21 protein-coding genes are annotated in these 24,436 nt (G+C 32.8%); 12 read left to right on the top strand and 9 right to left on the bottom strand.

Annotation, left to right across the window (positions count from 1 at the left end):
- Positions 1-1,221: a hypothetical protein gene (locus tag HB672_RS10170; RefSeq protein WP_167611908.1), complete on the top strand. Its 1,221-nt coding sequence runs from the start codon at positions 1-3 to the stop codon at positions 1,219-1,221.
- Positions 1,222-1,296: 75 nt separating this feature from the next.
- On the opposite strand, the gene HB672_RS10165 is transcribed toward HB672_RS10170, so the two are convergent.
- Positions 1,297-3,183 (bottom strand): peptidase M61, encoded by a 1,887-nt coding sequence (locus HB672_RS10165; RefSeq protein WP_167611905.1) that lies wholly within the window; start codon positions 3,181-3,183, stop codon positions 1,297-1,299.
- A gap of 101 nt (positions 3,184-3,284) precedes the next feature.
- On the opposite strand from HB672_RS10165, the gene HB672_RS10160 reads away from it, so the two are divergent.
- From HB672_RS10160 to HB672_RS10140, 5 genes are all read left to right on the top strand, one after another.
- Entirely contained in the window at positions 3,285-4,292 is a 1,008-nt protein-coding gene (locus HB672_RS10160) for a glycosyltransferase family 2 protein (protein WP_167611901.1), read from the top strand.
- 76 nt (positions 4,293-4,368) lie between these two features.
- Positions 4,369-6,264 (top strand): BatA domain-containing protein, encoded by a 1,896-nt coding sequence (locus tag HB672_RS10155; protein WP_167611898.1) that lies wholly within the window; start codon positions 4,369-4,371, stop codon positions 6,262-6,264.
- The gene (locus HB672_RS10150) at positions 6,261-7,511 is read left to right on the top strand and encodes a dihydroorotase (RefSeq protein WP_167611895.1); all 1,251 of its coding nucleotides are present in this window, start codon (positions 6,261-6,263) and stop codon (positions 7,509-7,511) included. The genes HB672_RS10155 and HB672_RS10150 overlap by 4 nt, the downstream gene beginning before the upstream one ends.
- A 10-nt stretch (positions 7,512-7,521) precedes the next feature.
- Positions 7,522-7,854, top strand: a complete 333-nt coding sequence (locus tag HB672_RS10145; RefSeq protein ID WP_167611891.1) for a hypothetical protein — start codon at positions 7,522-7,524, stop codon at positions 7,852-7,854.
- Positions 7,855-8,511: an alpha/beta fold hydrolase gene (locus HB672_RS10140; RefSeq protein WP_167611888.1), complete on the top strand. Its 657-nt coding sequence runs from the start codon at positions 7,855-7,857 to the stop codon at positions 8,509-8,511. It abuts the gene before it with no gap.
- On the opposite strand, the gene HB672_RS10135 is transcribed toward HB672_RS10140, so the two are convergent.
- Together HB672_RS10135 and HB672_RS10130 are read right to left on the bottom strand one after the other, a co-directional pair.
- Positions 8,508-9,014, bottom strand: a complete 507-nt coding sequence (locus tag HB672_RS10135) for a hydrolase (protein WP_167611885.1) — start codon at positions 9,012-9,014, stop codon at positions 8,508-8,510. The two genes, HB672_RS10140 and HB672_RS10135, sit on opposite strands and share 4 nt — an antisense overlap.
- Before the next feature lie 11 nt (positions 9,015-9,025).
- The gene (locus HB672_RS10130; protein ID WP_167611882.1) at positions 9,026-9,787 is read right to left on the bottom strand and encodes an MBL fold metallo-hydrolase; all 762 of its coding nucleotides are present in this window, start codon (positions 9,785-9,787) and stop codon (positions 9,026-9,028) included.
- A gap of 95 nt (positions 9,788-9,882) precedes the next feature.
- Between HB672_RS10130 and HB672_RS10125 the strand changes: the two genes are divergently transcribed.
- Positions 9,883-11,352, top strand: coding sequence for a TonB-dependent receptor (locus HB672_RS10125; RefSeq protein ID WP_167611878.1), 1,470 nt, complete (start codon positions 9,883-9,885; stop codon positions 11,350-11,352).
- A 33-nt stretch (positions 11,353-11,385) separates the two neighbouring features.
- Here the strand turns inward: HB672_RS10125 and bcp are convergent, their stop codons facing one another.
- Entirely contained in the window at positions 11,386-11,838 is a 453-nt protein-coding gene (gene bcp / locus HB672_RS10120) for a thioredoxin-dependent thiol peroxidase (RefSeq protein ID WP_167611875.1), read from the bottom strand.
- A gap of 35 nt (positions 11,839-11,873) precedes the next feature.
- Between bcp and nth the strand changes: the two genes are divergently transcribed.
- On the top strand, positions 11,874-12,533 hold the full coding sequence (nth, locus tag HB672_RS10115) for an endonuclease III (protein WP_167611872.1): 660 nt from the start codon (positions 11,874-11,876) through the stop codon (positions 12,531-12,533).
- Positions 12,534-12,765: 232 nt separating this feature from the next.
- Here nth and HB672_RS10110 read toward each other — a convergent pair whose 3' ends face one another.
- Positions 12,766-13,350 (bottom strand): sigma-70 family RNA polymerase sigma factor, encoded by a 585-nt coding sequence (locus HB672_RS10110; protein WP_167611869.1) that lies wholly within the window; start codon positions 13,348-13,350, stop codon positions 12,766-12,768.
- Between the two features lie 232 nt (positions 13,351-13,582).
- On the opposite strand from HB672_RS10110, the gene uvrA reads away from it, so the two are divergent.
- Positions 13,583-16,375 carry an excinuclease ABC subunit UvrA gene (uvrA, locus tag HB672_RS10105; protein ID WP_167611866.1) on the top strand — a complete coding sequence of 931 codons (2,793 nt, stop codon included), beginning with the start codon at positions 13,583-13,585 and terminating at the stop codon, positions 16,373-16,375.
- 76 nt (positions 16,376-16,451) lie between these two features.
- Positions 16,452-17,141, top strand: a complete 690-nt coding sequence (locus tag HB672_RS10100; protein WP_167611862.1) for a hypothetical protein — start codon at positions 16,452-16,454, stop codon at positions 17,139-17,141.
- On the opposite strand, the gene HB672_RS10095 is transcribed toward HB672_RS10100, so the two are convergent.
- Positions 17,138-18,265 (bottom strand): DUF3667 domain-containing protein, encoded by a 1,128-nt coding sequence (locus HB672_RS10095; RefSeq protein WP_167611859.1) that lies wholly within the window; start codon positions 18,263-18,265, stop codon positions 17,138-17,140. The genes HB672_RS10100 and HB672_RS10095 overlap by 4 nt on opposite strands.
- 220 nt (positions 18,266-18,485) lie before the next feature.
- Between HB672_RS10095 and HB672_RS10090 the strand changes: the two genes are divergently transcribed.
- Positions 18,486-19,196 carry a hypothetical protein gene (locus HB672_RS10090; RefSeq protein WP_167611855.1) on the top strand — a complete coding sequence of 237 codons (711 nt, stop codon included), beginning with the start codon at positions 18,486-18,488 and terminating at the stop codon, positions 19,194-19,196.
- A gap of 75 nt (positions 19,197-19,271) precedes the next feature.
- Here HB672_RS10090 and HB672_RS10085 read toward each other — a convergent pair whose 3' ends face one another.
- Genes HB672_RS10085 through HB672_RS10075 form a run of 3 tightly spaced genes read right to left on the bottom strand, consistent with a single transcriptional unit; the run spans position 19,272 to position 22,910 of the window.
- Entirely contained in the window at positions 19,272-20,936 is a 1,665-nt protein-coding gene (locus HB672_RS10085) for a serine hydrolase domain-containing protein (protein ID WP_167611852.1), read from the bottom strand.
- A 10-nt stretch (positions 20,937-20,946) separates the two neighbouring features.
- Positions 20,947-21,987, bottom strand: coding sequence for a proline iminopeptidase-family hydrolase (locus tag HB672_RS10080; protein ID WP_167611848.1), 1,041 nt, complete (start codon positions 21,985-21,987; stop codon positions 20,947-20,949).
- 50 nt (positions 21,988-22,037) lie between these two features.
- The gene (locus HB672_RS10075) at positions 22,038-22,910 is read right to left on the bottom strand and encodes a T9SS type A sorting domain-containing protein (RefSeq protein ID WP_167611845.1); all 873 of its coding nucleotides are present in this window, start codon (positions 22,908-22,910) and stop codon (positions 22,038-22,040) included.
- A 254-nt stretch (positions 22,911-23,164) separates the two neighbouring features.
- On the opposite strand from HB672_RS10075, the gene HB672_RS10070 reads away from it, so the two are divergent.
- Positions 23,165-24,433, top strand: coding sequence for a hypothetical protein (locus HB672_RS10070; protein WP_167611842.1), 1,269 nt, complete (start codon positions 23,165-23,167; stop codon positions 24,431-24,433).
- Positions 24,434-24,436 lie beyond the last annotated feature (3 nt).

Here is a 24,436-nt window from a genome sequence, read left to right as displayed (position 1 = left end):
ATGAAATATCAAATTTTATTAAGTGCCTTTACACTAATCCTTTTTTCTTGTAATAAAGAGCCAGTAAACGTAGTCACTTACATTCCTGCTCCTATTGGCCTAAATGGTTCAGAATCTAGTTTGCATAAAGCTGATGATGGCTCTATTTACATAAGTTGGATAGAAACTGGAGAGAATGATTCCAGTGAGCTCTTACTGTCAAAATTAAATAATGACAATACATGGTCTGAATCACAGACTATAGCAACTGGTGATAACTGGTTTTTAAATTGGGCTGACTTCCCTTCTGTAGTTTCCTTTGGAAATAATTTAGCAGCACATTATTTGGAAAAAAGTGCTAGTGATACGTATGCTTATGATGTTAAACTCACCATATCTAACGATGATGGCAATAGTTGGAGGGCTGCTATAACACCTCATACAGATAGTACAAATACCGAACATGGTTTTGTTAGCAAAGTTGCTTTGGATGATAATTCGTTTTTATCGATTTGGTTAGATGGTCGACAAATGGCTTACGCAGAACAAGACTCCACTATTGCAAAACAAATGACACTTCGTGGAGCTATTTTTGATAGTCAAGGTAATGTGAAAAATGAATACTTACTAGACGATCGCGTATGTGATTGTTGTCAAACAGATGTTGCAATGACAGAAGAAGGTCCAATAGTTATTTATAGAGACCGTTCTGATACAGAAATTAGAGATGTTTATTATGTGAAGTTAGTTGATGGATTATGGACTGAACCTAAAGCCATTTATAATGATAATTGGGAAATTAAGGGTTGCCCAGTAAATGGGCCTGCAATCTCAACTAAAGCAAACAGTGTTGCTATTGCTTGGTTTACTGTTGCTAATAATTTACCGTCAGTAAAAGTAGTATTCTCCAATAACAATGGAGAAACATTTAATGAGCCCATAGAGATTGGAGATGTCACTCCTTTAGGTCGTGTAGATGTTGAAATGCTTGAAGATAACTCTGCGCTTGTAAGTTGGATGGATACTGTTGAAGGCAGAACAAGTATTCAGTTGCAACGTGTTGCCAAAAATGGAAAACTAAGTAATATCATAACTTTAGCAGAATCATCGGAAAGTCGCTCGAGTGGCTTCCCTAGGATGGTTGTAAAAGATAATCTAGCATATATTACTTGGACTAAGGTTAACGAAGGAAATAAGCTGTCTATTGAAACAGCTATTGTAAATACAGATTTAATAGAATAAGGAACTTATAAAATGTACACAAAAAAAGAGGTTGATATTATATCAACCTCTTTTTATTTTATATAAACTTAAGTATTATCCTTTTAACCAAGCATTTCTCAACTCCACTTGTGCTTTTGTAGCATCTGGTTTTGCTTGTAGTTTATTTCCAACTGTATAACCTTGAGTTAATGCTGTTTTAATAATAATCTCCTCTCCATTTCTATCCAACTTAATTTCAATCTCTTTTCCTGGTTGCCATCCATATACTTCTTGGAAAATGGCGTTTGCATTTTGAAGTGTTACTTCTTGCCCATTTACCATTTTAATCACATCATTCGCTTTCACTCCTTGTTCTGCCCAAAAGCTATTTTGTTCTGCTAAAGCAGTGAAAAAGATGGTTCCTTTTTGACCATCACCAGATACTATTGGTGCTCCATTAATTAATAAGTAGTTTGCTTTAATTTTAGACTCAGCAACGTGTAAACCAACTTTTTCAAAGAATTTATCGTAATCAATAGGTGTTGTGCCAACAACGTGAGCATCAAAAAATTCTCCCAAAGAAGGATACGTCATTGCAACAATTTCATCTAGAATTTTATCGTCTTCAAAAGGTTTGTTTTTACCATATTTAAGAGATAACTCTTTCATTAATGATAAAATCCCTCGGTTACCGTTACTTCCCTCACGCATTAAAATATCAATACACATACCGATTAAAGCACCTTTTTGATATACATTGTAATACTGACTAGCATAAGGCTCTTCTAAAACATTTTCACTCATTTCGGTAAAACTCATTGAATCGTTCAACGCTCTAGATGTTTGTATTTTACCCATTATTTTGCTGTAAAACTCATCTTCAGATACCAAATCTTGGTCTACTTGAAATAAGCTTGCAAAATATTCTGTTACCCCTTCATACATCCATAGATGTTTAGAAAATGTAGGATTGTTATAGTCGAAATAATGAACATCTTCAGAATGCACACTTAAAGGCGTTACAATATGAAAAAATTCATGTGAAACAATATCCACCATTTGTGTAGCTAAAGCTGCTTCTTGCATAGATTCAGGCATAACCACAACAGTCGATGTGTGATGCTCTAAAGCACCAAACCCTTTAGGAGATTCTGGTTTTCCTTCAGATAGATATACATAAATATCATAACGAGGAGTTGCATTTACATCTCCTAAGTATGCTTTTTGCCCTTGCATCATCTTATACATCGTTTCTTTCATTGATGCAGCAGAATGCACTTTATTTGGAGAATACACGCTTAAAACAATTTTAATATCACCAACCATAAACTCTTCAATATCCAGTTTCCCGTACATCATTGGGTTATCGGTAATATCAAAATACCTTGGTGCCAAATAACTAGAAGTTATTGAACTACCATCAGTACTTGTTGTGCTTCCAGCTTGTTGTAATGCTGATGTACGTACAAAATCGGCTGGAGCAGTAACATCTAATGTGTATTGATTGTTCTTTAAAGAATCAAAGTAACCAATAAATCCGTGTAAGTTTAACACATAATTATCTGGCTCAATATTAGTTCCAGCTGGTGAGAACGGTGTATCACCACCTATTCCTCCTGAGGTTTCAACATCAAAAGTATCATTTACATTATAAGTGATATAATCCAACTTTGTAGCGTCATTAATAACCCAAGTATTTGTATCACTTTTACTAAAAGCTAGTTCATTTCCATCATAGTCAACTGCCTTAAAATTATCTAAATACTTCCCAAAATCACTTACTGAATAAGTACCTTGGACTACTTTTGGCAACCTGTAAGTTACAGTTTCAGTCGTGAATCTTCCCGGGTTTATAGTTACAGGAGCTTTGTCTGCAACAACTTTTGTTAAATCTATTTTTGTTACGATTGGATTGCTAATTGCTAAATCGTTTGTTCTTTTTGCAGAGCCACATCCTAGCAACAATCCGCAAACACCTAACATTAGTGTGATTTTTTTCATGTATAATTTTTTTAAGTGCAACAAAAATAATATTCCATTTTATATTTTATAGTAAATCATTGTTAATTTGTGTTAATAGAAGAGTTTAATATCTTCGCCTCATGCAACAACCTCTTATTAGTATTCTAACGCCTTTTAAAAACACCTCCAAATATCTAGAAGAATGTTTAGACTCAATTATTAATCAGACCTACTCTAATTGGGAATTGTTGATTGTTGATGATACTTCGACTGATGATAGTTATAGTATCGTTTCAGCATATTCAAAAAAAGACTCTAGGATTAAACTCCATAAAAATATTGGCTCCGGGATTATTGAGGCTTTGCGTTTAGCGTTTCAACACAGTTCAGGTGATTTTATTACAAGAATGGATAGTGATGATATCATGACACCAAACAAACTTGAAGTGATGATGAATTCACTGCTAGAGTCTGGAAAAGGACATGTTGCATTGGGTTTGGTTAGCTATTTTTCAAAAGAAGGGATTAGTGAAGGTTATGCAAATTATGAACAATGGCTAAATAAACTCACAAGATTAGGTAGCAATTACTCGGAGATATATAAGGAATGCGTCATCCCTTCACCTTGTTGGATGACTTATAGAGAAGATTTTATAAATTGTGAAGCTTTTATACCAAATCGATATCCTGAAGATTACGATTTAGCGTTTAGGTTTTATAAATACGAGCTAAAATGCATTCCAACTGAAGAAATGCTTCATCATTGGCGAGATTATCCAATTAGAACATCTAGAACGCATGAGCATTATGCACAAAATCATTTTATCGATTTAAAATTGCATTACTTTTTAGAATTGAATTATGATAGTTCAAGACCCCTAACAATTTGGGGAGCAGGGCTTAAAGGAAAGACAGTAGCAAAATCATTAGCAGCTAAAAACATTCCCTTTCATTGGATTTGCGATAATCCAAAAAAAATAAACAAGCATATTTATAATCAACAACTTAAAGAGTTCAAGTATTTGGAGAACTTAAAAAACCCTCAGAGTATTATAACTGTGGCTAATAACGAAGCCCAAAAGGAAATTAGAGACTATTTGCACAAACAGAATATGAAGACGATGATAGATTACTTTTTCTTCTGCTAAACGTTAAAATTCTCAAATAGGCAACAGCAAATCTCAATTCATTTTCTATCTTTACCCTTATAAATAATACTTACGAATGCAGTTTAAGCACCCAGAAATTCTATACTTTTTATTTTTACTGCTAATTCCTATAATTATTCATCTTTTTCAATTACGTCGTTTTGAAAAAGTACCTTTCACCAATGTTCAGTTTTTAAAAAACGTGATTATACAAACGCGTAAAAGTTCACAGCTTAAAAAGTGGCTAACACTTATAACACGGCTATTACTTTTTACAGCAATTATTTTTGCCTTTGCACAACCCTATTTTTCTGAATCTGAAGGTTTAAACATAAAAACAGAAACGGTTGTTTATTTAGACAACTCTTTTAGCATGCAAGCTAAAGGAAGTAAAGGAGAATTGCTTAAACGCAGTGTTCAAGATATTTTAAACACACTAGACGATTCTGATGAAATAACACTATTCACAAACGATAACACATTTAGAAACGCTACTCGAAAAACGCTTTCTAACGAACTATTACAACTCAATTATTCACCAAATCAGTTAGATTACGACGCAGTAATCCTTAAGGGAGAAAAATTATTTAGTCAAGATGATGCTTCTGCTAAAAACCTAGTGTTACTATCTGATTTTCAAATAAATAACACTACATTAAGTGATGATTTAAATGCAACATACACTCTAAACTTAGTGCAACTGGAAGCTGTAACAAATAGAAATATTAGCATTGATAGCGTTTACATTTCTAAGGAAACACCATCAAATTTTGAGCTTACTGCTACTATTTCGGGTAATGAAAGTTTAGAAAACACATCTGTCGCCTTATATAATGACGACTTGCTATTGGCAAAATCTGCTATTGATGATTCAAAACAAGCCCAATTTACGTTACCAACAAATACTGTTATTAATGGGAAAGTGACTGTAGAAGATTCTGGCTTAAACTTTGACAATACCTTGTACTTCAATGTCAATAACAGAGATAAAATAAATGTGCTAACCATAAATCCAACTGAAAATAATTATCTAGAACGCATATTTACCAACAATGAATTTAACTACAAGGAGACAGATTTAGACAAGCTAAATTACAACGAGATTGGAGACCAAAACTTAGTGGTGCTAAACGAGATAGATAATATTCCTGTATCGCTAATCAATTCATTAAATAGCTTTATAGCCAATGGAGGTAATATATTAATTATTCCTTCAATTAATGCTTCATTAAATTCTTACAATCAATTATTTAATTATAATTCAGAAATAAATAACATTGAAAAAAGAATAACAACTATTAATTATTCACATCCAATATTAGATCAAGTATTTGATAAAGAAATAAGCAACTTTCAATACCCAAAAGCTAATAGTTTTTATGAACTAGGATCAGGCTCAAATATTCTTAAATTTGAAGATGGAAAACCCTTTTTAAATCAACAAGGAAATATTTTCGCTTTTGCATCTGCGCTAAATACATCAAATTCAAATTTCATTAACTCTCCTCTTGTAGTGCCAGTGATTTATAATATTGGAAAACAAAGTTTAAAACTACCCAATCTTTATTATACTATTGGAGAAGAAAACACTTATGATATTAACATAACCCTTCAGCAAGACGATATATTAAAATTGAAATCTATAAACGAAGAAATCATCCCTCAACAGCGTTCATATAGCAATAAAATTAGTGTTATTACTAGAGATATGCCATCAGCTGCTGGAATTTATAGCATTAATAATAATGGAGAAACTTTCAAAAAGGTAAGCTATAATTACAATAGAAATGAGAGCAACTCACAGTATATGAATTTGTCCAATTTTCAAAACGCTACGGTTTCAAACTCTATTGAGGATGTATTCACTTCCATAAAAAATAAATCAAATATTAATGAGCTATGGAAATGGTTTACTATTTTTGCACTAGTCTTATTAGTAATAGAGATGCTCATATTAAAATATTTTAAATGAACGTACTTATAAAGTCTGCTACAATACTAGATTCCAAAAGCGATTTTCACAATCAAACACAAGATATTTTAATTGAAAAAGGAATCATTACCAACATTTCTAAACGCATAAAAAACCCCAATAATTACAAAGAAATCCAACTTGAAAACTTACACATTTCTCAAGGTTGGTTCGATAGTAGTGTATGCTTTGGTGAACCTGGGTTTGAAGAAAGAGAAACAATAGCAAATGGTCTTAAAACCGCAGCAAAATCAGGCTTTACAAATGTAGCATTAAATGCTAACACTAACCCTGTATTAGATACTAATTCAGATATTTCCTTCGTGAAATCTATAGCCCAAAACAATGCTGTATCCTTACATCCAATTGGTGCCTTAACAAAAAATAGTCAAGGTAAAGACTTAGCCGAATTATTCGATATGACCAATGCTGGAGCTGTCGCTTTTAGTGATTACAAAAAACCTATTAGCAATCCAAACTTAATGAAGATAGCGTTGCAATATGCTGGTAGTTTTAATGGGTTGGTTTGTTCTTTTCCACAAGAAAATAATATTGCTGGACAAGGCGTGATGAACGAGCATATTACAAGTACTACTATTGGACTTAAAGGTATTCCAGCGCTTGCGGAAGAGCTTCAAGTTGCCAGAGACTTATTTATTTTAGAATATACAGAAGGAAAATTACACATCCCTACGATTTCTACTACAAAATCAGTAGCATTGATAAGAGAAGCGAAAAAGAAAAAACTCGATGTTACTTGTAGTGTAGCTATACATAATTTAGTGTTTAGTGATGATGCTTTAACAGGTTTTGATAGTGATTTTAAAGTCTCTCCTCCTCTTCGCACCAAACAAGATATTGACGCATTACTTAGTGGTTTAAAAGATGGCACCATCGATATGGTAACGAGTGACCACAACCCTTTAGATATTGAGCATAAAAAATTAGAATTTGATTTCGCATTAGACGGCACTATTGGATTAGAAAGTGCATTTGGAGCATTAAACACAATACTTCCAACTAAAACAGTTGTAAAGCTATTAACTAAAGGAAAAGAACGATTTGGAATAGAAGATAGCACCATTAGCATTGGAAACAAAGCGACTATGTCTCTTTTCAACCCAGATATCTCTTATGAATTTTCAAAAGAGGATATTATCTCGAAATCAAAAAACGCTATTTTCAAAGGATATACTCTTAAAGGAAAAGCATATGGCATTATAGCCAATAAAAAAATAATCTTATAATTTTAAAATTATGGATAATCAAACAATAGAAGAAGGTCGAACAATTGCAATAATTAGTTACTTGACATTGTTTGGAGTCATTATTGCATTTTTTATGAATAATGAAAAGAAAAATAGATTTGCAGCTTTTCATCTTAGGCAAGCTCTAGGCTTATGGCTAACATTTTTTGCCTTAGGATATTTTGTTGGTCTTTTTGATAATTGGCTTATAACTATTGGCTTTTGGATTTTCTTTGGTGTATTATTCATCTTTGGATTTATGACAGCAGTTACAGGTCGCAACCAACCTACTCCAATTTTAGGAGAATTTTATCAACGTATTTTTGCAAGTTTCGGTAACTAAATGACAAACACTAATCTTTCCCTAGAGCACATAATAAGACCTTCGTCTTTAGCAGATAATGCTCCTTTAATCATAATGCTTCATGGTTATGGCAGCGATGAAAACGATTTGTTTTCATTTGCTTCAGAATTATCAGAGGAACTCTTTATCATTTCTGTTAAAGCACCTTATGCAATGCAGCCCTTTGGAAATGCTTGGTATGCTATAAATTTTGATGCTGAAAAAGGAAAATGGAGCGACAATGAACAAGCGATAAAATCTAGAGATTTAATTGCTAAGTTTATAGATGAAGCTTGTGATGCTTATCCTGTAAATAAAGATAATGTCACTTTGTTAGGATTTAGTCAAGGCACTATTTTAAGTTACGCTGTGGCACTCACCTACCCAGAAAAAATTAAGAATATAGTTGCATTAAGTGGCTACATTAATCCAGATATTATTCCTGAAACATTTGATAAAACTAAATTATCACATCTAGATTTTTATTGTTCACATGGTAGTGTAGACCAAGTGATTCCTGTAGAGTGGGCAAGACAATCACCAAAAATTTTAGAATCTCTAAATGTTAAGCACCAATATTCGGAATTCCCTGTTGGACACGGCGTAGCGCCTCAAAACTTTTATGACTTTAAGACTTGGCTAGTGAAGCGTACCTAATAGCTTTGTGGAGGGTATAAAAAGTGCTCAACCAATCTATAAGTTAGTTGTTTATCTTTAGTAATTTCATAAGTTAAAAACAATTCACCCCAATATTTTCCATCAGAGAAATCGGCAATTATCCATTTATGATTCAAGAATTTAATATTGTTAATCATCATCTTTCCATTAGTCATAGCGACATAAGGGACCAATGGATGTTCACCTTTTGCTTCGTTTAATTTATATAACTCATCCTTTAAAAACGGAATTAAGGTCGTTACATCGATACCTTCTTTTTCAAAATAAGTAATGGCATCTTCATTATGTTCCAAATTAAAGTACATTAGGTCATAATTTTCATCTTGTAAAACAGTTAATGAATCCTTATATATTTCTATACGCTCTTTAGCGGTAGTAATATCTTTTTCATATTTCTCTAAAATACTTTTAGAATTAACATACATAAAAAGCACCAATAACAAGGTGAACACAAATAGGTATAGGTAAATTTTACTTTTCATAAAATAATTAATTAAACAGTCACTACTAAATTATCGTAAGCCAGAAAAACATTTTTAGGTAACGATTTTTCAACGTCGTCATGAAACCCAAGCAAGGAGCTAATATGCGTTAAATATGCTTTATTTGGGTTTACTTTTTTGATGAAATTGAGCGCTTCTTTTAAATTAAAATGCGATTCATGCTTCTCTTCCCTTAAAGCATTTACAACAAGTACTTCAACTCCTTTTAACTTCTCTATCTCATGCTCTTCAACAGTTTTCATATCTGTGAGATAAGCAAAGTCTTTAAATCTAAACCCAAAAACTTGTAATTTATTATGAAATCCATTAATTGGTATAATTTCTAAATTACCTACTTGAAAAGGTTTGTTCTCAACAACAATTTTCTTAACACTTGGAGCTCCAGGATATTTGTTTTCAGTTTCAAAAATATAGTCAAAACGCCTTTCTAAAGACCTCATAACCCTTTGATGTGCAAAAACGGGAATATCTCCCTGTCTAAAAAAAAACGGTCTAATATCGTCTAACCCAGCGGTATGGTCGGCATGTTCATGAGTAAATAAAATACCATCAATTTTAGACACATTTGCACGAAGCATTTGCTGCCTAAAATCTGGTCCACAATCAATAACATAGGAATAATTGTCCCATTCAATTAAAACAGATACACGCAAACGCTTATCCTTTATATTCTTACTTAGGCAAACTGGATGATTGCTTCCTATTACAGGAATTCCTTGAGATGTACCAGTTCCTAAAAATGTAATCTTCAAAAGTGGAAATTTTATAACAAAAGTAATGTTATTTTTTTTCTTTGCGCCTCTATTTTAATACCTTTGTGAACACAATAAAAAACGTTACAATTGCGATGGAAATTACTCTAAAAGGAGATATGGATATTGAAAATATCCCTTCACTGAAGCAAAAAGCACTACGAATAAATTTAAACGAACATATTTACGGAACCTTTGCAGAAATTGGAGCCGGGCAAGAAACCGTTAGACAATTTTTTAGAGCTGGTGGAGCTTCGAGAACCATTGCAAAATCAATGTCGGCTTACGATAAAGATTTTAGTGACGCAATTTATGGAATTGAAAATGATAAACGTTATGTAACCGAATCGAGATTACGCAAAATGCTTTCTCACGAAATACAACTTATTGAAGAACGTATAACAAGAGATAAGCACCCAAATAAAATGTTTTTTGCGTATGCCAATACCGTTACTACTATTGACTTTGCAAAAAAATTTAAAGGACATGGTTGGGTTGGTATTAAATATCAAATTGACCCTAATCAAGATTACAATGAAATTATCTTGCATTTTCGCTTTAAAGAAAATGATGCACGATTGCAACAAGAAACTCTTGGAAAACTTGGTACTAACCTAATTTATGGCGCTTTTTATAAATATAACGAGCCTAAAAAATTATTGCGCTATTTATACGATCATTTAGATAAAGACCAATTGGAAATTGATACCATAAATTTTTCTGGACCAATTTTCGAGAATGTCGACAATCGTTTGATGAGTTTGCAACTAGTTAAAAACGCTATGACTGATGCTGTAATGTTTGATCCAGATGGTCATAATGTATTGCCAGCAAGAGTCCTTTATAAAAAGAATATTTTAGCACTTAGAGGTAGTTTTAGGCCTGTTACCAAGGTAAACATGGATATGTTTCAAAAGTCTTATGAAATGTTCTTAAAAGAAAATAGAGTTGACGAAAAAAATACACAAACCCTTTTTGAAATTACGCTTTCCAATCTTCGAGCTGAAGGTGAAATTGATGAACAGGATTTTATGGATAGAGCAGATTTGCTTTGTTCGTTGGGGCAAACAGTATTAATTTCCAATTTTCAAGAATATTATAAACTAGTAGAATACTTCTCTCAATACACAAAAGCTCGTCTTGGATTAGCAATGGGAGTGAACAATTTGGTAGATATTTTTGATGAAAAATATTACAGACATTTAAGTGGAGGTATTTTAGAAGCCTTTGGTAAGCTGTTCTTTAAAGATTTAAAAGTTTACCTATATCCAATGGTTGACAAAAAGTCTGGTGAATTAATAACAAGCAAAAATTTAAAAGTACACCCTCGAATGAAAGAATTATACAAGTTCTTTAAATACAATGGGAAAGTTACAGATATAGAAGATTACGACCTGGAGACTTTAAATATTTTCTCACGTGAAATATTAGAGAAAATTGCAACCGGAAAGCGAGGTTGGAGCGATAAATTACCTGAAGGAATTGGTGACTTAATAAAAGATTATAGAATGTTTGGTTTTACAAGGAAACCAATTGTCATTAGTAAGAAAAAAATAAAAAAATAAAAAAAAGCGACTTTCTGGTCGCTTTTTTTATTTCTACTTAAGTATTTGACTCGTGTGTTCTTTGGTTTTTACCTTAGTAATTACATCTTCAATAACACCATATTCGTCAATCACAAATGTTGTTCGATGTATACCATCAAACTCTCTACCCATAAATTTTTTAGGTCCCCAAACTCCAAATGAATTGATAACAGTTTTGTCTTCGTCAGCTAATAATGGATAAGGGAAATCATATTTGTTTCTAAAATTTGATTGTCTTTTTTCGCTATCAGCGCTTACTCCTAGTATTTCGTAGCCTAAAGACTGAAAACGTTCGTAATTATCTCTTAAATTACAAGCTTCCACTGTACATCCAGGTGTGCTTGCCTTTGGATAAAAGAATAACACCAATTTTTTTTCTTTATAATCGCTTAAAGAAATAATATTACCATCTTGGTCTTTGGCTTGAAAATCTGGAGCCTTATCCCCTATTTTTAAACTCGTCATATTTAGTATATTTGATTTTTTACAAAGATAAGTCAATGACCAAGCAAGAAAAAGTAGATTTTGTTATAAAAACCTTAAATAAGCTCTACCCAGAAATACCTATTCCGTTAGATCACAAAGACCCTTATACATTATTAATTGCTGTACTAATGTCTGCTCAGAGTACAGATGTGAGAGTAAATCAAATAACACCTTTATTATTTGCAAAAGCCGATAATCCATACGATATGATAAAGCTAACTGTAGACGAAATACGAGATATCATAAAGCCTGTAGGACTATCGCCTATGAAAAGTAAAGGAATACATGGGCTATCCCATATACTTATTGACAAGCATGATGGCAAAGTACCTCAAAGTTTTGAAGCTTTAGAGGAATTGCCTGCTGTTGGTCATAAGACGGCTAGTGTAGTGATGTCTCAAGCATTTGGTGTGCCTGCATTTCCTGTAGATACACATATTCACAGATTGATGTATCGCTGGAGTTTAACGAATGGAAAAAATGTAGTACAAACAGAAAAGGATGCTAAAAGATTGTTTCCAAAAAAATTATGGAACGATTTGCATTTACAAATAATATGGTATGGTCGTGAATATTCGCCTGCAAGAGGATGGGATCTTGAAAAAGATATTATCACTAAAACTATTGGAAGAAAAACAGTAATCCAGAAATATTATGACGCAAAAAAGCCCTAATAATTAAATTAGGGCTTTTTTTCGCCAAAGTTTAGTTTAAAAGCGCTTCAAACTTTAATTTATTATGACTGATAACACTTAAAGCCTGAGAATAATTCAGAAGAAAATTAACCGTCTCTTCCTTCGGTTTTAACGTTTCAAAATGTTTTGAATCTTCAATGTAAAGTTTTGCCATCTGACTAAATTAGTTGTTAATATAATAGAGTAACGTGGCATAACTTTATTTATTGCATTAATTTGTCAAAACTATATTATGTTTATCTATAACCTTTCTTAAATTAATAAGTGCGTAACGCATTCTACCTAATGCAGTATTAATGCTAACTCCTGTGTTTTCAGATATTTCCTTAAAACTCATATCATTATACATACGCATAACCAATACTTGTTTTTGGTCTTCAGGAAGTTCTTCAATTAAACGTCTAACGTCTTCTTGTACTTGTTCTTTTATAATTGTTTTTTCTGCATTTAAAGACGAATCACTTATTACCGAAAAAATATTAAATTCTTGATTGTTATCAAATTTTGGCATTCTGCTATTTTTTCTAAAATGATCAATCACCAAATTATGAGCAATACGCATTACCCAAGGAAGAAATTTTCCTTCTTCATTGTATTTTCCAAGCTTTAGCGTTCTAATAACCTTAATAAAGGTGTCTTGAAAGACATCTTCGGTAACGTCACGATCGTAAACCTTAGAATAGATAAAACTGTAAATTTTTTGTTTGTGTCTGGTAATTAAAACTGATAAAGCGCTCTCGTCGCCTTTAATGTAGTTACTTACTAACTCAGCATCTGTGATAAGTTCTTTTTTCATAGTCATTACTTTAATTCGCAAAGAAGCAATCTTCTTTGTTAGGGGTTTAGAATTTAAAAAGTAATGTTATGCTATAAGCTAATAGTTTAATTTGCTGATTAATATGTTCCAAATATAACAACAATCGTTCCTAAAAAACAAAAAAAACTCTTTTTTTTCTTAAATATTCGATGAAACATCCATTTTAAAAGCTAAGATAGAAGTGGTATCTTTGCAAAATTATTCCTTAAAAATGTCGATAAATACTAGCATTATAAACGTAGATCCTAAGAAAAACATCATTATTAAAGGTGCAAAACTGCATAACCTAAAAAACATTGATGTTGTTATCCCAAGAAATAAACTAGTTGTTATTACTGGACTTTCGGGATCTGGAAAATCTAGTTTAGCATTCGACACGTTGTATGCTGAAGGACAACGGCGTTATGTTGAAAGCTTGTCGAGCTACGCACGTCAATTTTTAGGAAGACTTAATAAACCCAAGGTAGATTTCATAAAAGGTATTGCTCCTGCTATTGCCATTGAGCAAAAAGTCAATTCAACAAATCCGCGATCAACTGTAGGTACTACTACCGAGATTTACGATTATTTAAAATTGTTGTTTGCCAGAATTGGTAAAACCTACTCACCAAAATCTGGAGATGAAGTCAAAAAAGATACCGTTTCTGATGTTATCAATCATATAAAATCATTTGATGAAGGTGAAAAATTATTACTCCTCGCTCCTATTCATTTAGAAGAAGGAAGAACTATGAGCGATAAGCTTAAAGTTTTATACCAACAAGGATATGCGAGAGTTAAAGTTAACGATACTGTCATTAGAATTGATGAGTATATTCAAAAACCAAATAGCAAAGACGTTGTGTTTTTGGTTATAGACCGTGTTATTACAAAACACGATGAAGATTTCTTTAATCGTTTAGCTGATGCTATTCAAACAGCATTCTTTGAAGGAAAAGGGCAATGTTATATTGAGTCTTTAAAAGATAATACGCAGCAGCACTTTAGTAATAAGTTTGAATTGGATGGTATTAGTTTTTTAGAGCCAAATATTCATTTATTTAGTTTTAATAATCCTTATGGCGCTTGCCCAAAATGTGAGGGATATGGTGATGTTATTGGTATTGACGGACATTTAGTTGTTCCAAATACAGGGTTGTCTATTTACGAAAACGCCATTTTTGCTTGGAGAGGTGAAAGTATGAGTTGGTACCGAGACCAATTAGTAAATAATTCTCATAAGTTCGATTTTCCAATCCATAAGCCGTATTTTGAATTGACCCTTGAGCAAAAACAACTTATTTGGACAGGGAACGAGTATTTTGAAGGACTTAACAGTTTCTTTGAAGAACTAGAATCTAAAGCCTATAAAATCCAGAACCGTGTCATGTTATCTCGATATAGAGGCAAAACAAAATGTAACGTATGTAATGGTAAGCGATTACGTCCAGAAGCTAACTATGTGAAAATTAGTAATGCAACCATTACCGATTTGGTAGAAATGCCTTTAAATAAGTTAGTCACATTTTTTCAGCAATTAGAGCTAAACGATTACGACACTCAAATTGCTAAACGCTTATTAAAAGAAATATCCAATAGATTATCTTTCTTAACTAATGTTGGATTAAATTATTTAACGCTTAACAGAAAATCCAACACCTTGTCTGGTGGTGAAAGCCAGCGTATCAACTTAGCGACATCGCTTGGTAGTAGTTTAGTGGGTTCTATGTACATTTTAGACGAACCAAGTATTGGCTTGCATCCACGTGATACAGAACGTTTAATAACCGTATTAAAGTCTTTACGTGACCTTGGAAATACTGTGATTGTTGTAGAGCATGATGAAGATATTATGGCTGCAGCTGATGAAATTATTGATATTGGACCAGAAGCCGGAACCTTTGGTGGCGAAGTTGTTGCTACTGGAAGTTACAATGATATATTGAATTCCGATTCTTTAACAGCCAAATACTTAAATGGCACATTTGAAATTGAAACCCCAAAAGAACGAAGAACTTCAAAATATTTTGTAGATATAAAAGGTGCCAGAGAACATAATCTAAAAAATATTGATGTAACCTTTCCTTTAGGAATGCTAACAGTAATTACGGGTGTTTCAGGAAGTGGAAAAAGTACTTTAGTTAAAAAAATACTGCATCCTGCGCTTATCAAAGAAATTGGGAGTTATGGTGATAAACCTGGAGAGTTTACTTCTATTTCTGGTAATTTCAGCAATGTAAAACATATTGAATTTGTAGACCAAAATCCAATTGGTCGTTCATCGCGCTCAAACCCTGTAACTTATATCAAAGCTTACGATGACATAAGAGCTTTGTACTCAAAACAAAAATTAAGTACTATTAGAGGCTATCAAGCAAAACATTTTAGTTTTAATGTCGATGGTGGTCGCTGTGAAACCTGTAAAGGCGAGGGTGAAGTAACCATTGAAATGCAATTTATGGCAGATGTGCATTTGGAGTGTGAAACTTGTAAAGGCAAACGCTTTAAAAAGGAAGTACTAGAAGTCGCTTTCGAAGGCAAAACCATTGATGATATTTTAAACATGACCATTGATGATGCCATTTCATTTTTTGAGGAAACCGCTCAAACTAAAATAAAGAATAAGCTACAACCCTTACAAGATGTTGGTTTAGGCTATGTGACACTTGGTCAAAGTTCATCGACATTGTCTGGTGGTGAGGCGCAACGTATTAAACTAGCAACTTTCCTTGGTAAAGGAAATACTAAAGAAACTGCTTTATTCATTTTTGATGAACCTACTACTGGATTGCATTTTCATGATATTAAAAAACTGCTAAAGTCGTTTAATGCTCTTATTGAAAAAGGGCATTCCATTATTGTAGTAGAACATAATGTAGAACTCATTAAATGTGCAGATTATATTATCGATTTAGGTCCAGAAGGAGGCGAGAATGGTGGGCAACTATTAGCTTCGGGAACTCCAGAAGAAGTAGCAAAAAGCAAAGCATCGTTTACTGGTAAATACTTAAAAGACAAGCTTTAGAGTTTTAATTCTATAATTATTGCTATCTTTAAGCAACAATTCTCCCTAGTATTTATAAACCAATAAATCACTTAAAATGAAAGTTATTAAAACCATCCTTTTGCTTTTGGCAATTGTAGGAACCACTTACGCTCAACCCGATTGCAGACCTTATGTACCAACAAATAAAGGCGCTACTTGGGAGATAACAAATTACAATGCCAAGGGGAAAGTTCAAGGTGTAACAAATTATGAATTGTTAGATAAAGTAGTCACTGGCAATGATGTAACCTTTAAGATTAGAGCCGTTTCAGTTGACAAAAAAGGAAAAGAAGCATACACTAATGAGTTTGAAGCCGTTTGTAAGGATGGTAAATTCGATTTTGGTATGGCTTTTAAAATGGATGGCAATCAATTACAAGCATATGAAGACATGGACGTTCAAGTAGATGCATCGAAATTTGAAATTCCAGATATGGATGCTCCAGCTGGAACAACCTTAGATGATGCAACTCTTGGTATAAGTGTAGATACAGGAATTATGGCTGTAAACATGAATATTGAAATTACCGATAGAAAAGTACAAAAAAGAGAAGAACTAACGACACCTGCTGGAACATTTGATTGCCTTGTATTATCACAAACCATTTATACAAAAATGATGATAAAAGTAACTGCGTCTTCTAAAGAATGGTATTCAGAAAATGTTGGTATGGTTCGCTCTGAATCCTATAATAAAAAAGGCAAACTCATGGGTTATAGTGAATTGACTAAATTCAGTAATTAATAAAGTAAAAATGACAATACAAGCATAATTGCAATTGCCATAGGAACTACAACCATCATATACATAAATGTGAGCATTGATGATTTTATCAAACTAATAAAAAAGCCTTGTTCATAATAATTTCGTACTGCAAAAACTAAGTAGAAAAATGTTGAGAGAAGCACCAGAAAATCTATCCAATCTGGGATTTCCACAATATAATTTATGCCAATTATAATACACATCACAGTAAACAAAAAGGAGAAATAATAGAAACTAAATACTAAATGATGTGCAAATCGTCCTCGGCGCCAATAAAATATTTTAAGCAACAGTGCAAATATTGGTAAGAGAATAAATAACGAAATAGGCACACTATCAAAAATTGCTTGCACAATACCTCCTCCTCTATTTTTATGAAACTTAATTAACTGCCTAAAAAACTGCTTTTTAAAAAATCCTGCATCTTCTTTCATACCTACAGCCTGCAATTGCTCCTTTTCAGGTGCATTAATAGCTATTAAGGAGTCTAATTTTTTTGTATCATACCCAAAATTGAAGTTATTCTTAACATTAGCTGGATTAGAAGCAGCTGTCAATATAGAATCCATAGCTTCTTTTTCCTCTTCAGAAAGTCCTGACATTAAGTTTTCGTTCTGCAATGGCTTAGCAATCTTAGCAATAGCAGCAGAATCTAAAGGTCTTAGGTTAATAGAGTCCTTAGATTGCTCAACTTCAAAACCTTTCCTCAAAACTTTATCAAAATTGGCATTATACTCTCGAATTGTAAACGAAAACATGAAGAAAAACACAACAGAAATAAACAAATACATTTGTGCTGGATGCAAATACATTAAACGTTTACCACTTACAAAACGTTTTGCTAAAATCCCTGGCTTAAATACTAAAGGAATAAAGCTTCTAAAAAATCGTGCATCGAACGAGAAATAATTGGCAATGGTATTATAAAACAATACGCCAACCGTTAGCTCATCATTGGTTTGTTGTCCGCAATGAGGGCAAAAATCAAACTCGATATTATGCTCCTTTTCACAGTTTTGACACGTCGTTATGTTTTGCTCTAATGCAAAATCTACGTTCTCGTCATTTTCTGAAGAATTGGTTATTTCGGAATTTTTTGCCATCGATGGTTGGTTAACGATTTTATAGTGCGATATAAATTTAATAAAAAGAAGATTACTTCTTCATTATAATGACGAGTAATACCAACAACTTGTTACAAAATCATGTTAACTGTTGTATTTCAGATACTTACAATTTTGGCACGATAAATGAAAACTACCTTAACAAATAGCGTAAGCCGAAAAGCTAAATGAGTAGGCATTAATCTTAAATACTTTTACTATGAGAAAAATTACTTTAGTATTAGCAACTATGTTACTTGGAGTAACATTTGCAACAGCATCAGAACAAGTTTCTGAATTAGACAGTAAAGATTTAAGAATTACGAAACGCTATCGTTTTACGCAACCTATTTTGTTTGTGGAGCGTGGTGTGGAATTCTTAATCTTTCCAAATGGTGAATTCGATTTTAATACCGATGTCAATTATGGACATTTTGGTGATTCATATTACCGAAAATCGAGAACTAAGCGTGGTAGCATTAATGCCACTTTTGGAGCACCAGGAGTAAGAATTAACTACAACCGTCCACGTGGTGTTATTATTACCCATGACCGATTAGGACGTGTACGTAGAATTGGTAATGTGTTTATTAACTATGATTATCAAGGACGTGTAAAACGTATAGGTTCAGTATATATGCAATATCGTTTTGGTCAACTTAAACAAGTTGGTGGTTTGCATATACAATACAACCGTTGGGGTGATATGATTGACGTACGAGGAAAAGTTAATAGAAGCAACCAAGGTTGTGGCTTTTGTGGAATGACAGGTTGCACAACCGATCATTTCCATAAAGACAACGATTGGTATGATGATGATAGATATGATGATAGATGGGATGGTCGCGATGACGATTACTACTATTACAGAAAGAATGATAAAACCTTAAAAAAGAAAAAGAAAGGCGTTAAAAAAAGACGCAAGTATTAACCTATTGTTCGTAACCTACTAAAATTGGTTATTTAGAAACCTCATTAGTTATTTCCCAATGACTTTTGGGGTTTTCTATTGCTTAATAAATTCTAAATTCTTAACCCTGCCAGCATCAACAAAAAGGCCAGTTATCTTACCATCTGTTCTAATAAATCTAAACACAACACCATCAAATAAAAATTTATCATTATCAATTCGTACAATTTCTTCGGGTTGTTCATTTGGTATTTTTACTTTTAAAACACCATCATGCAATACTAATTGGTAAATAGCATTAATTTCTGCATTATAATAATTACCCAAGTATATTTTTAAATTGATTTTTAATAAAGTAGCTTCTTCTTTCCGCTTAGAAGTAGTTTTATTACCATTTTGAACAACTGTAAGCACTTGAGTTTGATCATTCTTTAAATTTGAAAAAATAAATTGTATTGTATCATTATTAGGTATCTCGAATATATTTCCGTTTGTATTTACTATAGGGTAGGACGAATTGTTCCATTTTTGCAAAACATTTAACTTTCCGTCTTTAATAGTAATTTCTGCATCAACTCCTTGTTGTATTTCATAAAGACCAGTCATTTGCTTTAAGGCAAATTCTGTTTTACTATTTGAAGTTGGCGTAACGGGTTTCTTAACAACTTTTTCAGGCTTTTCTTTGAAGTTATCTTTTAAAAGAATGTCAGCAACTTGGTAACTCATAACAGTTGGATTTGCATCATTTCTATTAGCCAAAATAATTACAGAAAAACTTTGATCTGGAAAACGCATTAATTGCGCACGATACCCAGCTAAAGAACCACCGTGACTAACAGTTTTTAATCCTTTATAAGTTCCATTATTTAGCGCAAAAGCATACCCACTACTCTTTCCATTATTAAGCAGTCCTTCTTGATGCATTTTAGTAATAATGTCTTGACCTCCTTTACCTAGAATATTATTATAAAAATTTTGATCCCACAACAAAAGATCTTCTATACTGGAATAAACACCTCCAGAACCAACTAGATCAAACCTCATTATTAGGTTATTAAAACCCTCTCCTTCTGTTTTCTTTTCATAACTAAACACTTTATTCTTTATAAGATCTCTATTATCATCATAAAAAAGTGTGTTTTTCATCCCTAGCGGCCCAAACATCTTTTCTTCAGCAAAATCTCTTATGGATTTACCTGCTGCTTTTTCAACAATCATTGCTAACATAAAATAGCAGGAGTTACTGTATAAGTATTGATCTCCAGGAGAAAAATTTAGAACTTTTTGGCTCTTTATTAATTCGTATACCTCATCCACTTCCATGTTATCTAGATAACTTCTTCCTTTTAAAGCCATCAATGTTAAATAATCTCTAACACCACTGGTATGGTGTATAAAATGTCTAATCGTTAACGGAGCTTCATATTTTGGAAAGTCTGGTAAAAAGACTTGAATTTCATCATCTAAATTCAATTTACCTTCTTCTTCAAGTAATAGAATAGCAAAGGTTACAAATTGTTTTGAAACAGATCCTGTATAAAAAACAGAAGAAGGCGTGATTGGCAAATCATGCTCTAAATCTGCCATACCATATCCCTTAGCATAGATAAGTTTTCCGTTTTTTACAATTCCTAGAGCAGCTCCTGGAGCGTCTATTTTATTCCAGTCTGCAAAAACTTTATCAATAGCCTCGTTATCTTTTACTTGTCCAGGTGCTGTGAATGATAAGAGACAACATATTATTAAAAAATAGTTTTTCATAATTCGCTTTTTATTTTTTATCCACTTCCTTAATAAACTTAATCAAGCCTTTAAAATACGTTTCTGCATCATCGTACATAGACATATGACTACCATTTGGACAATGCAAATATTGACCGTTTTGTACTTGTGTTGCAATCCATTCCATGTGTTTAGGATCCATGGTGTCGTAAGCGCCACCAATACTTAACGTTGGTACTGTAATCTTTGGTAATTCTGCAGTAATATCCCAATCTTTTAACTTTGCGTCACCAACAATGCCAAATTCACTTGGCCCTTGCATAGTGATATACAAGCCATGATTCATCTTAGCAAACGCTCTATTTACTGGGTCTGGCCATTCATCAAGAGGCATTCTTAAAATATGCTCAGTATAATAATGCTGAAATAAGAGTTCACTGTATCTAGGGTTATCAAACTCTCCTTTGGCTTCTAATTCTTTAACTTCTTTTAAAACTTCTGGCGGCAACTGTGGCCCTAAAACTTCATTGGCATATTTATTATATTCAGGAACAGACGCCATCATATTGGTAATAATCAATCCTTTTAAATTATCTTGATATTTTAAGGCATATTCCATACATAAAATGCCTCCCCAAGAATTTCCTAATAAGTAAAAATTATCTTTATTTAAACCTAGAGCTTTGCGAACTTGTTCTACTTCATCTACATATCTATTAACACTCCATAATGTACTGTCGTTTGGTTGGTCGCTGTACGCCGATTCCAACTGGTCGTAATAATAGTATTCAATTCCAGCATTTGGGAAATACGAATCAAAAGCTTCAAAGTATTCGTGGGTAGCACCAGGACCTCCATGAAGCAATAACACTTTCATTGTTGGGTTATTCCCTACTCTTTTGGTCCAAACCTTAAATTCACCAGAAGCAGTTTGTATTGGAATCATTTTTACGCCACCGCTAAGCTTGTCATCACGCTTGGAATAGTCTAAGTAACTACTTTTTTCAGAATTCTTGACGTCTTTTTCTTTTGAATTATTACAGCTAAAAACAATGAGTGATAATGTAATAAAAAGTGCTAAATTTTTCATGGATGCTAGTTTAAGTTAATAAGTATGTAGCCTTTTGCCATAAACAAATACTAATTTTTAATAAACTTATAACTTTTATTTGAGTTTTCAATTTGTAGAAAATATATGCCTTTAGAAAAATTTTGAATATTAATTGGTTTTGTTTTGCTAACAACACCTTGCTTAATTAATCTCCCAGTTATAGAATACACATTATATTTTTCTGAAGTCTCCAAATTTGCCATATTAATAAAATCTGATGATGGGTTAGGGAAAACAGAAATATTGTTTAGCTCTTTGTGATCATTTGATAAAACATTTAATGTCCAAGAAAATGCATCCAATGCCATATAATCTAAATTTCCAGTACTAGAAATAACTAATTCATCAATTCCTTTAATAGAAAAATCTGATGCTCCTTCTGTTGCAAAATCAATAAATGTAAACCCATTATTTGGTGTAAATGTAACTGGGCTTGCAAATCCAGAAGATTTTGAGAAAGAAAAAACTTCTACTCCTCCTTTATTACCAGTAATAGTTAATGTACCAGTAGTTGCAGCTAAAGATCTTGTTGAACAAAAAAGATACAGTGATTGTACAGTCATTTCAATTCCAACTGGAACAATTGAGAAACTACTTCCATTGTTATCTCCATCATAATTACCATTACCTGTATTATCAACAAATTGTTGGTCTGGAGCAGAACCACTCCAACCGCATCCAGTACAATTATCTGTTCCTGGTCCAATACCATTTACTGTACCATGAAGAAAGACATCATACCCTTCTGCAGAAACTATATTAAATGTTTGTCCACCATCAGTAAACGTTGTTGATTTACCAGCTTCGCCTTCAAAAGCTTCGGTAGATTGAGCAACAATCACTTGTGTGCTTATAAAAATTAAGCAAGTAACAATACAATGTAAAATGTAATTTTTTTTCATATCAAATAGTGTTTAATTAATTTATAGGTCTAAGGTCGTAAACTCTCACAAGATAGAGTAATGATTTTCATACACTTCTTATAAACTTATCAACATCTAAATATTCTATTCATACTTATTAGCTTAATATTCAAGTAGTTTTATTTAAAAACATCTTTTGGCACGATGCTTGGTAACTATTAAGTATCAAGAGAAAAACGAATTGTTTTGTAGTACATGTTTGTTGTATTGCTTAACGCAAAAATCAAATTAAGATGAAAAAGTTACTATTATTTTTTGCAGGTGTGCTCCTTACAGGAGTCTCTGTTAGCGCAACATCAACCGACAACAGTTTAGATATTAATGCTCATGCACAAAACACTTATGTGAGAGGTTATGGTAATTCTTTCATCTTTGTGGAACAAGGTGTAGAGTTTTCGGTGTTTCCAGATGGTCAGTTCGACTTTAACGTACTAGATTATGGTCCACGCTTTAGTGCTTATAGCGATTTTAATGGTGTAAGTATTAGTTTTAACACAGGGCACAGTTACGATGCCTATGTACAATATGATGATTATGGTGCCGTTGTGCAAATTGAAAACATTCCAATCTATTACGATTATTATGGTCGTATTGTTCGCGCTGGTGATGTACGTATTAGATATAACAACTATGGTTACGTAAACCGAGTTGGTGGATTATATGTACACTACAATGCATACAATAGGTTTTCGCACTGTACAGGATTTATTAATGTTTACAACAGAGGTTATGTATATAGACCTTGGCACACCTATTATAGCAGACCTTTAATTGACTTTAGAATTGTATTTAATAGACCTTATAGAAGATATTACGAACCTATAAGACATACTTATTACAGACCTTATAGAGATAATTATAGACCAAGAGTGTCATATAGCTCAAGCAGACGCACAAGCTCTGTAGCTCAACGTTCTTCTTCAAGACAAAGTGATAGATATGCGCAAACGCGATCGTCAAGACGTGGTGATGCTACTACTACAAGAAGTAGCAGACGTTTAGCAAGTGTAGATCAAAAAGTAAGAACTACTAGAAATAACAGTGCTACAAGGTCTTCTACTAGAAGAAGTAATGATGCTACAAGGTCTTCTACTAGAAGAAGTAATGATGCTACAACAAATAGAGCTAGAACTTCTAGTGACACTAGAACTACTAGGTCTAGAACATCAAATGATGCAAAAGCAACACGTTCTAACAGAACAGTAAACAGAAATGATAACGCTAGTAGGTCTCAAAAAAGAGCAACAACTCAGTCACGATCTCAACAAGCGAAAAGAAATACAAGTACAAAACCTAGAGTACGTTCAACGTCTAAAAACACATCGAAGCCAAGAACCACTCAAAGAGCGAGTACACAACGTAAAACGCAAAGTGTTAAGCAACGTGCTTCACGCAGCAAGAGTTCTCAAGCTAGTAAAAAGAGAACACCACAAGCAAGGCAAAAGTCTAAATCTAGTTCTAGCAGAAGTTCAAGCTCTAGAAGTAATAAAAGACGTCAATAATAT

The sequence above is a fragment of the Gaetbulibacter sp. S0825 genome, from assembly GCF_011777505.1.
Taxonomy (GTDB): Bacteria; Bacteroidota; Bacteroidia; order Flavobacteriales; family Flavobacteriaceae; genus Pontimicrobium.
This window is presented reverse-complemented; position numbering and strand designations above follow the sequence as displayed.

Bases quoted from the DNA above. Each gene is read 5' to 3' on its own strand.
- HB672_RS10085 (WP_167611852.1), bottom strand. From the start codon at position 20,936: ATGAAAAACTATTTTTTAATAATATGTTGTCTCTTATCATTCACAGCA.
- HB672_RS10170 (WP_167611908.1), top strand. From the start codon at position 1: ATGAAATATCAAATTTTATTAAGTGCCTTTACACTAATCCTTTTTTCT.
- HB672_RS10090 (WP_167611855.1), top strand. From the start codon at position 18,486: ATGAGAAAAATTACTTTAGTATTAGCAACTATGTTACTTGGAGTAACA.
- HB672_RS10140 (WP_167611888.1), top strand. From the start codon at position 7,855: ATGACAAACACTAATCTTTCCCTAGAGCACATAATAAGACCTTCGTCT.
- HB672_RS10070 (WP_167611842.1), top strand. From the start codon at position 23,165: ATGAAAAAGTTACTATTATTTTTTGCAGGTGTGCTCCTTACAGGAGTC.
- HB672_RS10095 (WP_167611859.1), bottom strand. From the start codon at position 18,265: ATGGCAAAAAATTCCGAAATAACCAATTCTTCAGAAAATGACGAGAAC.
- HB672_RS10075 (WP_167611845.1), bottom strand. From the start codon at position 22,910: ATGAAAAAAAATTACATTTTACATTGTATTGTTACTTGCTTAATTTTT.
- bcp (WP_167611875.1), bottom strand. From the start codon at position 11,838: ATGACGAGTTTAAAAATAGGGGATAAGGCTCCAGATTTTCAAGCCAAA.
- HB672_RS10145 (WP_167611891.1), top strand. From the start codon at position 7,522: ATGGATAATCAAACAATAGAAGAAGGTCGAACAATTGCAATAATTAGT.
- HB672_RS10135 (WP_167611885.1), bottom strand. From the start codon at position 9,014: ATGAAAAGTAAAATTTACCTATACCTATTTGTGTTCACCTTGTTATTG.
- uvrA (WP_167611866.1), top strand. From the start codon at position 13,583: ATGTCGATAAATACTAGCATTATAAACGTAGATCCTAAGAAAAACATC.
- HB672_RS10160 (WP_167611901.1), top strand. From the start codon at position 3,285: ATGCAACAACCTCTTATTAGTATTCTAACGCCTTTTAAAAACACCTCC.
- HB672_RS10165 (WP_167611905.1), bottom strand. From the start codon at position 3,183: ATGAAAAAAATCACACTAATGTTAGGTGTTTGCGGATTGTTGCTAGGA.
- HB672_RS10125 (WP_167611878.1), top strand. From the start codon at position 9,883: ATGGAAATTACTCTAAAAGGAGATATGGATATTGAAAATATCCCTTCA.
- HB672_RS10150 (WP_167611895.1), top strand. From the start codon at position 6,261: ATGAACGTACTTATAAAGTCTGCTACAATACTAGATTCCAAAAGCGAT.
- HB672_RS10100 (WP_167611862.1), top strand. From the start codon at position 16,452: ATGAAAGTTATTAAAACCATCCTTTTGCTTTTGGCAATTGTAGGAACC.
- nth (WP_167611872.1), top strand. From the start codon at position 11,874: ATGACCAAGCAAGAAAAAGTAGATTTTGTTATAAAAACCTTAAATAAG.
- HB672_RS10110 (WP_167611869.1), bottom strand. From the start codon at position 13,350: ATGAAAAAAGAACTTATCACAGATGCTGAGTTAGTAAGTAACTACATT.
- HB672_RS10080 (WP_167611848.1), bottom strand. From the start codon at position 21,987: ATGAAAAATTTAGCACTTTTTATTACATTATCACTCATTGTTTTTAGC.
- HB672_RS10155 (WP_167611898.1), top strand. From the start codon at position 4,369: ATGCAGTTTAAGCACCCAGAAATTCTATACTTTTTATTTTTACTGCTA.